The sequence below is a fragment of the Streptomyces asoensis genome, from assembly GCF_013085465.1.
Lineage (GTDB): Bacteria > Actinomycetota > Actinomycetes > Streptomycetales > Streptomycetaceae > Streptomyces > Streptomyces cacaoi_A.
Window position 1 is genome coordinate 7,403,381 of sequence record NZ_CP049838.1, and the last position, 12,460, is coordinate 7,415,840.

Genomic DNA, 12,460 nt, shown 5'->3' on the forward strand with positions numbered 1-12,460 from the left:
TGACTTGCCGGAGTGTGACTTCCGGCCGGGGTATGTGCTCGGCCGGGCGGGTACGCGTGCGCGTGCGGCGAGGGACGGGGCACCCTGGCCTGCCCGGGCGTCGCCCCTGGTCACAGCAGTGTCGGCCACCCGAGCAAGGGGCGCCCCGGGCCGCCCGAGCGGGGGTGCGCCCCGGGCCGCCCGAGCGGGGGTGCGCCCCGGGCCGCCCGAGCGGGGGTGCGCCCCGGGCCGCCCGAGCGGGGGTGCGCCCCGAACGGTGACGCCCGCCCGCTCGCGACGGCTTCCGCGGCCCTCCTACTTCGGTAGCGGCTGGGGCGGCTTCGGCCCCACGTAGTGTCCGCTCGGGCGCATCCGCAGAGGGCGTTCGCCGTACTCCTCCAGGGCGTGGGCGATCCAGCCCGCCGTACGGGCCACGGCGAAGATCGTCTCGCTGGCCGAGGACTCCATGCCGCAGGACGCGGTGAGAACGGCGAGCGCCAGGTCCACGTTGGCGTGCAGCGGCGTGTGGCGCGCGGTCGTGGCCACGATGTCCCGGGCCGCGGCGAGTGCCGGGCCGGCAGCGGGAATCTCCTCCAGGAGGGCGAACAGGGCACGTGCGCGTGGGTCCTCGCCGAGGTAGAGCCGGTGACCGAGACCCGGAATGCGGCGGCCCGCGCGCAGTTCCTCGGCGATCACCGGGGCGGCACTGCCCACGTCGAGCACCTCGAGCAGCATGCGGTGGGCCAGCCCCCCGGCCGCGCCGTGCAGCGGTCCCTCGAGCACTCCGAGCCCCGCGGAGACGGCCGCGTAGGCGTGCGCACGGGCCGAGGCGGCGACGCGCACCGCGAGCGTCGAAGCGGCCAGGTCGTGGTCGACGAGCAGGCCGAGCGCCGTGTCGAGGACGTGCAGCTGCGTCTTCTCGGCGGGCCGTCCGCTGAGTCGACCCCACAGGCGCAGGGCGAGCGGGCCTTCGTCACGGTGCGTGGGAAGCTTCGGGGGCAGGGCGGCGACGAGGGTGGGGATCAGGATGCGGGCGGTGCCGAGCACGGCGTCCTCGGACAGGTCGAACCGCAGCGGGTCCGCGGCCGCGGCGGCGACGGCGGCGACCCGCAACCGGTCGGTGGGACCGGTGTGTTCGGGCAGCGCCTCGGCGACACGTCGGGCGGCCTCGACGGACGCCTCGGGCGCGGTGAAGGTGACGCCGGGCCGCAGCCGGCCCGTCCACAGCCACTCCGCGACCTCTTCGTAGGAGTACCGGGAGGCCAGTTCGACCGCGTCGACGCCCCGGAAGTAGTAGCGGTCCTGGTCGATGAAGGTGACGCGCGTGCGGACGGACAGTTCCGCCCCGGAGCCCGGAATCCCGCTGCTCTCCCGCTTGTTGCGCCGCGCGAGCGCCTCGACCTCCGCGGCGTCGAAGGTGCTGCCCCGGCCCCCGGGCGTGCGCCGGCTCCTCAGCTGGCCACGACTGACATACGCGTACACGGTCTCGGGCTTCACGCCGAGCAGCTCGGCGGTCTCCTTGGTGCTCAGCCGTCGTTCGGGGTGGCCGGGTCCGGGTTCGTGATCGCGCATGGGGTCACCGTATCCACGGAACAGGTGTGGACTCCGCCAATGTGAACAGAGCCGTTTTCGGATGCGGTGCGCTATTGCGGTGAAGGTGTATCCCCGTCCTGTGCTTCTCGGATTGCCTGCTCGAACAGCCGGAACAGTCGGCCTTCGGCACTGTCGGCGGGAAGTTCTTCCTTCGCGGCGCGCGAAGCTTCCCAGTACCGCTGAAATGCCGCGCTTCGGACCAGGGAGCGCGCGTACGCCAGTACCTCCGCTTCGGTGCTTCCTCCCCACCTGTAAGCGAGCAGATAGTGACCGAAGACAAGGTTGGCGAACAGATGCTGGCGCACTACTTCGGTGGATTCGCCGGGGTAGTCGTTCCAGACGTCGGCAAGGGCGGGATCGTCCATCGCCATCTGGGTCAACTGAACGTGCAGCGCGCGCATGTCCGACTCGGCACTCCGGCGCAGCTCATCTCGGGAGGAAACCAGCTCCTGACGTTGCATGGAGAGCTCATGACGCTGCAGCCGCAACTCCCGCTGTTGGAACATCAGCGTGGCGACGAGCAGCAGCAGGGCCATTCCCGAGAAAACAGCGCTTATTCCGCCGAAATAGTCCCCGATGGCACTGCGCTCCGCAGCGGCGTGTCGTCCCCCGTTGGCCTCCTCCACGCCAGTGAGAAGCCAACCGCTCATCACAATGGACGCAGCCCCGATGATCGCGGCACAGGCGACGGTCGCGACGCTCCACGCTGATATCCGGAGCAGTGAACGTCCTGTCGGTTGATGCTCCACGTCGTCCTCCCCAGGTCTGCGGAATCGTTCCGGTGCGCATTCCCGGGAAACCGGGCCACGCCGTAGGAGGCGGGCCTGCGTCGCAGGGACGCAGGCCCTTCACTGCGCCGGCCTACCGGGCCGGCCCATGACCGCAAAGGCGCGGCCACATGGATTAGATGTCGGGAATGTCCATCCTGGCGCGGACGAGGGTCGCCCTGGTGATCACAACGATCCGCTCCTTCGGGCCTCGCGACGCATCGGACGGAAGTTCTCCGTCCAGCTTCTCTGTGGCGTCCGTCCCGATGACGGCGAAGTTCCCGTCGCTCAGTTCGAAGATGTCGGGACAGTTCGCGCCCGAAGCGCTTCCTCGCTCACGCGGGGAAGCGCCGATCCGTCGGACGATTTCACTCACTGCTGTTCCCTCTGGTCCATGGCTCGAGGCCTGGGCGGCGGTAGGACGAGGCGTGCGGGAAGCGGCCCTGTGGGGCGTCTCGCGCCTCGGCGGGAGTGAGCGACTCTTGTGGAATCGCTCCGCTGGTGAGGCAGTAAAACCTACTGACGCGGCCGGTGTTGGCGAGCTTGGGCCGTTCGTTACCAACCAGGTGTCCGGGATGTGCCGTATGAGAGTCGACGACCCGTCATTGCGTGGTCGGTCACTCCCCGATCGAGCGGCCGTGCGCCGGTCGTCGGGGTGCGGGTGGACGTGACGGGGACCGGCGAGCGGTGGGCGGCGCTTGCCGTCTCCCAGGGTGCCGAGCGGCTCTGATCGGCGGGGGAGGCGGAGGGGAGGCGCACGGAGGGAAGCGAGGGTCGCACGCCAGGGCGCCTTGCCCAGGGGCTGCCCCGCGGACGCTGCTCACGACCGTTCACTTCGCGGTGATTCCCGCGGCTCGTATCCTGGGGCGGCATTCAATCCTCGTACGCGCGCCCGGGCCGCGCGCCGGTGCACGCGTAGGTTTCGGAAAGGTCGCACGTGTCGCAGAGCCGCAGTCCGCAGCAGATCCCGGTCGTCGTACTCGCCGGATTCCTCGGTTCCGGCAAGACGACCCTGCTCAACCATCTCCTGCATCGCAGCGGAGGCAGCCGCATCGGGGCGATCGTGAACGACTTCGGCGCCATCGAGATCGACGCCATGGCCGTGGCCGGTGCGCTCGGCGACTCCACCGTCTCCCTCGGCAACGGCTGTCTGTGCTGCGCCGTCGACGCCAGTGAACTCGACGTGTACCTCGAACGGCTCGCCGGGCCGACCCTCGGCATCGATGTCATCGTCATCGAGGCCAGCGGTCTCGCCGAGCCCCAGGAACTCGTGCGGATGGTGCTGGCCAGTGAGCATCCCGGCATCGTCTACGGCGGGCTCGTCGAGGTCGTGGACGCCGCCGAGTTCGACGAGACCCGGACGAAGCACCCCGGGATCGACCGGCACCTCGCCCTCGCCGACCTCGTCGTGGTGAACAAACTCGACCGCGCGCCCGACGCCGACCGGGTCCTCGGACTCGTCCGCTCCCTCACCGACCGGGCCGCCGTCGTCCCCGCCACCTACGGCCGTGTCGACCCCGAGTTCCTCTTCGACTGCCGGCCGGGCGAGGAGCGTGTCGGGCAGCTCTCCTTCGACGACCTGCACGACCGCTCCGGAGACGACCACGCCGACCACCTCCACAGCTCCTACGAAAGCCTCTCCTTCACCTCTGAAGTGCCCCTCGGCCCCCGCCGGTTGATGGAGTTCCTCGACAGCCGGCCCGAGGGGCTGTACCGCGTCAAGGGGTATGTCGACTTCGGTCCGCACGACCCGGCCAACCGGTACGCCGTGCACGCCGTCGGGCGCTTTCTCCGCTTCTACCCGGAGCCCTGGCCGGCCGCCGACGCCCGCATGACCCAGCTCGTCCTCATCGGCTCCGGCATCGACACCGCCGCCCTCGGCAAGGAACTCGAGGCGTGCAAGGACGACGCCCCACACGCCGACGAGCACGGCATGTGGGGCGTCCTGCGCTACGTACAGGCCCCCGACGACGAGGCCTTCCAGGAGGTCGAGGCCTAGACCGGCCCCGCCACCACCGAGACCGTCTTCGTCAGCGAGACGCCCGAGCCGTCACGGCGCGGGTCCATCTCCGGCAGCTCGGCCGGCAGGCCGTTCTTCTGAGCCGCCTTGGCCGGGACGGGACCCGCCCAGGCCAGGGACAGGCAGTCCTCGCCCTTCAGGAACCGCTGGCAGCGCACACCGCCCGTGGCACGGCCCTTGCGCGGGTACTGGTCGAACGGGGTGACCTTGGCGGTCGTCTGGACGGAGTCGTCCAGGGTTCCGCGCGAGCCCGCGATCGTGAAGACCACCGCGTCCACCGCGGGGTCCACGGCGGTGAACGAGATCACCTTTGCGCCCTCGGTGAGCTTGATGCCCGCCATACCGCCCGCCGCGCGGCCCTGCGGACGCACCTGCGAGGCCTGATAGCGCAGCAGCTGGGCGTCGTCGGCGATGAAGACCAGATCCTCCTCGCCGGTACGCAGTTCGACGGCACCGACGATCCGGTCGCCGTCCCGGAGGGTGATGACCTCCAGCTCGTCCTTGTTGGTCGGGTAGTCGGGCACGACCCGCTTGACGACGCCCTGTTCCGTGCCGATGGCCAGGCCCGGGGACGACTCGTCGAGCGTGGTCAGGCAGACCACCGTCTCGTCGCCCTCCAGGGAGACGAACTCCGCCAGCGGGGCACCGCCCGAGAGGTTCGGCGCCGAGGCCGTGTCCGGGAGCTGCGGCAGGTCGACGACGTTGATCCGCAGCAGACGGCCCGAGGAGGTGACCGCGCCGATCTCCCCGCGCGCGGTGGCCGACACCGCCGAGACGATCACATCGTGCTTGGTGCGCTTGCCGCCCCCGTCCTCGGCGTCCTCGGCGTTCTCCGTGAAGGGCTCGCCGTTCGCCGTGCGGGCCAGCAGGCCCGTGGAGGACAGCAGGACACGGCACGGGTCGTCCGCGACCTGGAGGGGCACGGCGGTGGCCGTGGTACCCGACGACTCCAGCAGGACCGTACGGCGCTCGGTGCCGAACTTCTTCGCCACCGAGGCCAGTTCGGCCGAGACCAGCTTGCGCAGCTCCGCGTCCGAGTCCAGGATCCGGGTCAGCTCGGCGATCTCCTCCTTGAGCTTCTCCTGCTCCGCCTCCAGCTCGATGCGGTCGAACCTGGTGAGCCGGCGCAGCGGGGTGTCCAGGATGTACTGGGTCTGGATCTCCGACAGCGAGAAGCGCTCCATCAGGCGCTCCTTCGCCTGCGCGCTGTTGTCGCTGGAGCGGATCAGGCGGATGACCTCGTCGATGTCGACGAGCGCCGTCAGCAGGCCCTCCACCAGGTGCAGCCGGTCACGGCGCTTGGTGCGGCGGAACTCGCTGCGGCGGCGCACCACGGTGAAGCGGTGGTCGAGGTAGACCTCCAGGAGCTCCTTGAGGCCCAGCGTGAGCGGCTGGCCGTCGACCAGCGCCACGTTGTTGATGCCGAAGGACTCCTCCATCGGGGTCAGCTTGTACAGCTGCTCCAGGACGGCCTCCGGCACGAAGCCGTTCTTGATCTCGATGACCAGGCGCAGACCGTGCGCGCGGTCGGTGAGGTCCTTGACGTCGGCGATGCCCTGGATCTTCTTCGAGCCGACCAGGTCCTTGATCTTGGCGATGACCTTCTCGGGCCCGACCGTGAAGGGCAGTTCGGTGATGACCAGGCCCTTGCGGCGGGCCGTGACGGTCTCCACCGACACCGTGGCGCGGATCTTGAACGTGCCGCGGCCGTTCTCGTAGGCGTCCCGGATGCCGGAGAGGCCGACGATCCGGCCGCCGGTGGGCAGGTCGGGGCCCGGAACGTACTTCATCAGGGCGTCCAGATCCGCGCCGGGATAGCGGATCAGGTGGCGGGCGGCCGCGATGACCTCGCCCAGGTTGTGCGGCGGCATGTTCGTGGCCATGCCGACCGCGATCCCGGACGAGCCGTTGACCAGGAGGTTCGGGAAGGCGGCGGGCAGCGCGACCGGCTCCTGCTCCTGACCGTCGTAGTTGGGCGTGAAGTCGACCGTGTCCTCGTCGATCGACTCCGTCATCAGGCTCGTCGCCGCGGCCTGGCGGCACTCGGTGTACCGCATGGCGGCCGGCGGGTCGTCGTTGCCCAGCGAACCGAAGTTGCCGTGGCCGTCGACCAGCGGCACCCGCATGGAGAAGGGCTGGGCCATCCGCACCAGCGCGTCGTAGATCGACGCGTCGCCGTGCGGGTGCAGCTTGCCCATGACCTCGCCGACGACCCGGGCGCACTTCACATAGCCGCGCTCCGGGCGCAGGCCCATCTCGTTCATCTGGTAGACGATGCGGCGGTGCACCGGCTTGAGGCCGTCACGGGCGTCCGGCAGGGCGCGGGAGTAGATGACCGAGTACGCGTACTCGAGGAAGGAGCCCTGCATCTCGTCGACGACGTCGATGTCGAGGATCCGCTCCTCGTACGAGTCGTCGGGCGGCGGGGTCTTCGTGCTGCGGCGGGCCATCGCTGCCGGCTCCTTGCTGGGGCGTGATACGGGATCTGACGCGGACCATTGTGGACCGTGGCACTGACAGCGCGGGCGAGGACCCGGCGTCGGCCGTCCGGGCCCGAACGCAGAGGCATCTCCTCCACGGCTGCCCGCAGGCTACGCGATCTCGCTCTCGGCGTATGTCGTCCGGGAACTTCGCGGACCGTCCGCACGCTTGCATACAGTGGCAGGACCGGCAGGAAAACCGCGGTTTCGACGACCGCGTCCGCGATCGGAAGGGACGTACATGCCCATGGGTCACACGGCCACAGCCCAGGCAGGCTCCGGGGGCCTGGAAGCGACCGAGCACCGTCTGGCCAACGGCCTGCGCGTGGTGCTCTCGGAGGACCACCTGACCCCCGTCGCGGCGGTGTGCCTCTGGTACGACGTCGGTTCACGCCACGAAGTCAAGGGGCGTACGGGTCTTGCTCACCTTTTCGAGCACCTGATGTTCCAGGGCTCCGGCCAGGTCAAGGGCAACGGCCACTTCGAGCTGGTCCAGGGGGCCGGCGGCTCGCTCAACGGCACCACCAGCTTCGAGCGCACGAACTACTTCGAGACCATGCCCACCCACCAGCTGGAGCTCGCCCTCTGGCTGGAGGCCGACCGCATGGGCTCGCTGCTCACCGCGCTGGACGACGAGTCGATGGAGAACCAGCGCGACGTCGTCAAGAACGAGCGCCGTCAGCGCTACGACAACGTCCCCTACGGCACGGCCTTCGAGAAGCTGACCGCTCTCGCCTACCCGGACGGCCACCCGTACCACCACACGCCGATCGGCTCGATGGCCGACCTGGACGCGGCGACCCTGGAGGACGCGCGCGCGTTCTTCCGCACGTACTACGCGCCCAACAACGCGGTCCTTTCCGTGGTCGGTGACATCGACCCGGAGCAGACCCTCGCCTGGGTCGAGAAGTACTTCGGCTCCATCCCCGGCCACGACGGCAAGCCCGCGCCCCGTGACGGCGGGCTGCCCGACGTCATCGGCGAACAACTGCGCGAGATCGTCGAGGAGGAGGTGCCGGCCCGCGCGCTGATGGCCGCCTACCGGCTCCCCGAGGACGGCACGCGCGCGTCCGACGCCGCCGACCTGGCGCTCACCGTCCTCGGCGGCGGCGAGTCCTCCCGCCTGTACAACCGCCTCGTGCGCCGCGACCGTACGGCCGTCGCGGCCGGCTTCGGCCTGCTGCGGCTCGCCGGAGCGCCCTCCCTGGGCTGGCTGGACGTGAAGACGTCCGGTGACGTCGAGGTGCCCGTCATCGAGGCCGCCATCGACGAGGAGCTCGCCCGGTTCGCCGAGGAGGGCCCCACGGCCGAGGAAATGGAGCGGGCCCAGGCGCAGTTGGAGCGCGAGTGGCTCGACCGGCTCGGCACGGTCGCCGGCCGCGCCGACGAACTGTGCCGGTTCGCCGTCCTGTTCGGCGACCCGCAGCTCGCCCTCACCGCCGTCCAGCGCGTGCTCGACGTGACGCCCGAGGAGGTGCAGGAGATCGCCAAGGCCCGCCTGCGCCCCGACAACCGCGCGGTGCTCGTCTACGAGCCGACCGCCGCCGAAGCCCCTGCCGACCAGGACGAGAACGAGGAGGCGGCCCGGTGACCGAGCTCGCCACGATGGACTTCCACCCCCAGCCCCGGGCGGGCGAGGCCAAGCCGTGGGCGTTCCCGGCGCCCGAGCGCACCGCGCTGGCCAACGGCCTGACCGTGCTGCACTGCCACCGCCCCGGCCAGCAGGTCGTCGCCGTCGAGATCCTCCTCGACGCACCCCTGGACGCGGAACCGGCCGGCCTCGACGGCGTCGCCACGATCACGGCGCGGGCCTTCTCCGAGGGCACCGACAAGCACTCCGCCGAGGAGTTCGCCGCCGAACTGGAGCGCTGCGGCGCCACCCTGGACGCGCACGCCGATCACCCCGGCGTCCGGCTGAGCCTCGAAGTGCCGGCCTCGCGCCTGCCCAAGGGCCTCGGTCTGCTCGCCGACGCCCTCAGGGCCCCCGCGTTCGCCGACAGCGAGGTCGAGCGCCTCGTCCGCAACCGCCTGGACGAGATCCCGCACGAGCTGGCCAACCCCTCCCGGCGCGCCGCCAAGGAGCTCTCCAAGGAGCTGTTCCCGGCCACCGCGCGGATGTCGCGGCCGCGCCAGGGCACCGCGGAGACGGTCGAGAAGATCGACTCCGCCGCCGTACGCGCCTTCTACGAGAAGCACGTCCGTCCCGCCACGGCCACGGCCGTGGTCGTCGGCGACCTCACCGGTGTCGACCTGGAGGCGCTCCTCGGCGACACCCTGGGCGCCTGGACGGGCTCCTCGGCCCAGCCGCGGCCCGTGCCGCCGGTGACTGCCGACGACGCCGGCCGGGTCGTCATCGTGGACCGTCCCGGCGCCGTTCAGACGCAGTTGCTGATCGGCCGGATCGGTGCCGACCGGCACGACCGTGTGTGGCCCGCGCAGGTGCTCGGCACGTACTGCCTCGGTGGCACCCTCACCTCCCGGCTGGACCGCGTCCTGCGCGAGGAGAAGGGCTACACCTACGGTGTCCGCGCGTTCGGGCAGGTCCTGCGGTCCGCCCCGGACGGCTCGGGCGCCGCGATGCTCGCCATCAGCGGCTCCGTCGACACCCCGAACACCGGTCCCGCTCTGGACGACCTGTGGAAGGTGCTGCGCACCCTCGCCGCCGAGGGGCTGACCGACGCCGAGCGTGACGTCGCCGTGCAGAACCTGGTCGGTGTGGCGCCGCTGAAGTTCGAGACCGCCGCGGCCGTCGCCGGCACGCTGGCCGACCAGGTCGAGCAGCACCTGCCCGACGACTTCCAGGCCACGCTGTACCGGCAGCTCGCCGCGACCGGCACGGTGGAGGCCACCGCGGCGGCTGTGAACGCCTTCCCCGTGGACCGGCTGGTGACCGTCCTCGTCGGTGACGCGGCCCAGATCAAGGAGCCGGTCGAGGCCCTCGGCATCGGCGAGGTGAAGGTCGTGTCCGCGGAGTAGATCCCGGCAACGGCACACGCGTGTGGGGGCCCTGGTCGACGAAAGCGTCACCAGGGCCTCCGTATGTCCGAATTGATGCGGAGGTTGCCCGTCTGCCCTGTGGGATGCGCTACAAAAACCGGGATCCGTTTGAGGATTGAAACCCGCGCCGCTTAGCGTCATCCGGGCTGTTCGTCAGGCAGTGCGCCGCAGCCGCGGCACCGGACAGTCATCGCCGAGTCCCCGTACGGCGCGAGCCAGGGGAGCCGGGGACCCACTTGTGAAGTCCCTGGGGTGAATCGGACGCCCGCGCGTGAACGCGAGGGGGTCCGTAGGAGACCTTCCTGCTCCGAACCCGTCAGCTAACCCGGTAGGCGAGAGGGAAGGAAAGGACACCCCCAACTTCATGGCGTTCACCTGCGCCACCGGGAAGCACCGTCGGCCCAGCCGGATGCAGCGCAGCAGCGTCCGCGCGGCGGGCATCGCGGCGCTCACCACCACCGGTGTCATGGCCACCGTCGCCTCCACCCCGGCCTTCGCCGCCGAGCCCACCCCCGAGCAGACCGGGCTGATCCCCGTCGTCACCGCCGGCGAGTCCGTCGCCGAGCAGATCGACGACCAGGTCGCCGTGCAGAAGCACGCGGCCTTCGAGGAGGCCGCCCGGCAGGCCGCCGCCAAGAAGGCCGTGGAGGAGCGCGAGGCACGCGTGCGTGCCGCCCGCGAGGCCGAGCGCAAGCGCCTCAACACCTTCGTGCTGCCGATCACCGGTTCCTACGTCTCCACCGGCTACCAGGCCAGCAGCTCGCTGTGGTCCTCCGGCAGCCACACCGGCATCGACTTCCACGCCGCGAGCGGTACCTCCGTGCACGCGGTCGGCTCCGGCACCGTGGTCGAGGCCGGCTGGGGCGGGTCCTACGGCAACCAGATCGTGATCAAGATGAACGACGGGACGTACACCCAGTACGGTCACCTGTCGTCCCTCGCGGTGTCGGTGGGCCAGACGGTCACCCCGGGCGAGCGGATCGGCCTGTCGGGCGCCACCGGCAACGTCACCGGCCCGCATCTGCACTTCGAGGCCCGCACCACCGCGGAGTACGGCTCGGACATCGACCCGGTCGCCTACCTCCGCAAGCACGGCGTGAACGTCTGACGACCCACGGCGACAGATCGTCTTGCCCCGGCCCTCCCGGCCGGGGCTTTCGCCGTTTTCGAGGCCCTGCTGTCCAAAAAATATCCCTGGATTCCAGCCCGCCATCGGAAATTCCCGCTCATTGCAATAGAGTCACGGAACACACGTCAATCGTCGACGTTTCACGGGGATTAAGGCGGAGGTCCGTCATGCGTATTCCGGCGCACTCGGTGTGCACGGCCATTCGGGACGACATCGTCGCGGGTGTCTACGAGCGCGGCAGCCGCCTCACGGAGGAACTCCTCGCCCGCCGCTACGGCGTTTCCCGCGTCCCCGTCCGAGAGGCGCTGCGCACGCTGGAGGCCGAGGGCTTCGTCGTCACACGGCGGCACGCGGGCGCGTGCGTCGCGGAACCGACCGAGCAGGAGGCCGCGGACCTGCTGGAGATGCGCATGCTCCTGGAGCCGCTCGGTGCCTCCCGGGCCGCCCAGCGGCGCACCGAGGCCCATCTGAAGGTGCTGCGCGGACTCGTCCGGCTGGGCCAGGAGCGGGCCAGGCGGGGCAACAGCGAGGATCTGCGCTCCCTGGGGGGCTGGTTCCACGAGACGCTCGCCCAGTCCTCAGGAAGCCATGCCCTGACGTCGATGCTCACTCAGCTGCGCCACAAGATCGCCTGGATGTACGCGGTGGAGGCCCCGGCCAACCCCGCGGAGTCCTGGGCGGAGCACGGCGCGATCGTGGACGCGGTGGCGCGCGGCGACGGCGAGCGTGCGCGGGCGATCACGGCGCTGCACACCGAGCGTGCGACGGCCGCGCACCGGCTGCGCTTTTCCGGCGGCCCCGAGCGCGCCGACCGTGTGAGGACTTCGCAACCTCCCGTAAACATGACGGGTCTGCGGCATTAACACGAGGGCCGTATACAAAGAGGGGATAATTCGCGGGGGATTATTTCTGCTGCCCGTGAACGGGAAATACGAAGGGCTCGCCCGATAATTCGGACGAGCCCTTCGGGGTTAGCGGGACGACACCTTTGAAGCGACGAACACCGCCACCGTCAATTGAGCAACCCCGACGACGCGCAACCACGTCCGCGAGAGCGGCGTCGGCTTGGGCGCAAAGGGGGCCTGCGCGCTCAGACGGTCTCGGGGAGCTCCTCGAGCCCCTCGGCGACCAGCTTCGCCAGACGGTCGAGGGCGACGTCGGCGCCGTCGGCCTCGGAGGCGAGGACGATCTCCTCGCCGCCCTGGGCGCCCAGGCCGAGAACGGCCAGCATGGAGGCCGCGTTGACGGGGTTGCCGTCGGCCTTGGCGATCGTCACCGGGATACCTGCGGCCGTGGCGGCCCGGACGAAGATGGAAGCGGGGCGGGCGTGAAGGCCCTCGGCCCAGCCGACGTTGACGCGGCGCTCAGCCATGTGATGCTGCCCTTCAGTGTTCAGGTTGTCTAGACCAGTGTTCCACACGTGAAGCGTGTGAGGGAGGGGTCGTTCGGTCCCCTCCCGACGTGGTCGTCGGATCGCGGCCTCGATCCGACGTGC

At 70.5% G+C, this 12,460-nt stretch carries 10 protein-coding genes and 1 riboswitch; of the genes, 5 read left to right on the forward strand and 5 right to left on the reverse strand.

The annotated features are described in order from the left end of the window. Positions 1 to 294 precede the first annotated feature (294 nt). The 3 genes from G9272_RS33305 to G9272_RS33315 all read right to left on the reverse strand — a co-directional run bounded on the left by G9272_RS33305 (position 295) and on the right by G9272_RS33315 (position 2,715). Entirely contained in the window at positions 295 to 1,551 is a 1,257-nt protein-coding gene (locus G9272_RS33305; RefSeq protein ID WP_171399946.1) for a citrate synthase, read from the reverse strand. 71 nt (positions 1,552 to 1,622) lie between these two features. Further along, a complete protein-coding gene (locus G9272_RS33310; protein WP_253268017.1) occupies positions 1,623 to 2,321 on the reverse strand; it encodes a DUF6082 family protein in 699 nt (232 codons plus the stop codon). Between the two features lie 154 nt (positions 2,322 to 2,475). Beyond that, on the reverse strand, positions 2,476 to 2,715 hold the full coding sequence (locus tag G9272_RS33315; protein WP_171399947.1) for a hypothetical protein: 240 nt from the start codon (positions 2,713 to 2,715) through the stop codon (positions 2,476 to 2,478). 561 nt (positions 2,716 to 3,276) lie between these two features. Between G9272_RS33315 and G9272_RS33320 the strand changes: the two genes are divergently transcribed. Beyond that, positions 3,277 to 4,338: a CobW family GTP-binding protein gene (locus tag G9272_RS33320; RefSeq protein ID WP_171399948.1), complete on the forward strand. Its 1,062-nt coding sequence runs from the start codon at positions 3,277 to 3,279 to the stop codon at positions 4,336 to 4,338. Here the strand turns inward: G9272_RS33320 and G9272_RS33325 are convergent. Continuing rightward, positions 4,335 to 6,809 carry a DNA gyrase/topoisomerase IV subunit A gene (locus G9272_RS33325; RefSeq protein WP_171399949.1) on the reverse strand — a complete coding sequence of 825 codons (2,475 nt, stop codon included), beginning with the start codon at positions 6,807 to 6,809 and terminating at the stop codon, positions 4,335 to 4,337. The genes G9272_RS33320 and G9272_RS33325 overlap by 4 nt on opposite strands. A gap of 271 nt (positions 6,810 to 7,080) precedes the next feature. Between G9272_RS33325 and G9272_RS33330 the strand changes: the two genes are divergently transcribed. From G9272_RS33330 to G9272_RS33345, 4 genes are all read left to right on the forward strand, one after another. Beyond that, on the forward strand, positions 7,081 to 8,430 hold the full coding sequence (locus tag G9272_RS33330) for a M16 family metallopeptidase (protein WP_171399950.1): 1,350 nt from the start codon (positions 7,081 to 7,083) through the stop codon (positions 8,428 to 8,430). Further along, on the forward strand, positions 8,427 to 9,815 hold the full coding sequence (locus G9272_RS33335; RefSeq protein ID WP_171399951.1) for a M16 family metallopeptidase: 1,389 nt from the start codon (positions 8,427 to 8,429) through the stop codon (positions 9,813 to 9,815). The genes G9272_RS33330 and G9272_RS33335 overlap by 4 nt, the downstream gene beginning before the upstream one ends. 202 nt (positions 9,816 to 10,017) lie before the next feature. After that, positions 10,018 to 10,186, forward strand: a riboswitch (cyclic di-AMP (ydaO/yuaA leader). 14 nt (positions 10,187 to 10,200) lie between these two features. Next, on the forward strand, positions 10,201 to 10,944 hold the full coding sequence (locus G9272_RS33340) for a M23 family metallopeptidase (RefSeq protein ID WP_171399952.1): 744 nt from the start codon (positions 10,201 to 10,203) through the stop codon (positions 10,942 to 10,944). Between the two features lie 188 nt (positions 10,945 to 11,132). Continuing rightward, positions 11,133 to 11,828 (forward strand): GntR family transcriptional regulator, encoded by a 696-nt coding sequence (locus tag G9272_RS33345; protein WP_171399953.1) that lies wholly within the window; start codon positions 11,133 to 11,135, stop codon positions 11,826 to 11,828. Positions 11,829 to 12,055: 227 nt separating this feature from the next. Here G9272_RS33345 and G9272_RS33350 read toward each other — a convergent pair whose 3' ends face one another. After that, positions 12,056 to 12,337 (reverse strand): HPr family phosphocarrier protein, encoded by a 282-nt coding sequence (locus G9272_RS33350; protein WP_054243640.1) that lies wholly within the window; start codon positions 12,335 to 12,337, stop codon positions 12,056 to 12,058. Between the last annotated feature and the right edge of the window lie 123 nt (positions 12,338 to 12,460).

Excerpts from the sequence above, each read along its gene's own strand:
- G9272_RS33325 (WP_171399949.1), bottom strand. The coding sequence starts at position 6,809 with ATGGCCCGCCGCAGCACGAAGACCCCGCCGCCCGACGACTCGTACGAG.
- G9272_RS33350 (WP_054243640.1), bottom strand. The coding sequence starts at position 12,337 with ATGGCTGAGCGCCGCGTCAACGTCGGCTGGGCCGAGGGCCTTCACGCC.
- G9272_RS33305 (WP_171399946.1), bottom strand. The coding sequence starts at position 1,551 with ATGCGCGATCACGAACCCGGACCCGGCCACCCCGAACGACGGCTGAGC.
- G9272_RS33330 (WP_171399950.1), top strand. The coding sequence starts at position 7,081 with ATGCCCATGGGTCACACGGCCACAGCCCAGGCAGGCTCCGGGGGCCTG.
- G9272_RS33340 (WP_171399952.1), top strand. The coding sequence starts at position 10,201 with ATGGCGTTCACCTGCGCCACCGGGAAGCACCGTCGGCCCAGCCGGATG.
- G9272_RS33345 (WP_171399953.1), top strand. The coding sequence starts at position 11,133 with ATGCGTATTCCGGCGCACTCGGTGTGCACGGCCATTCGGGACGACATC.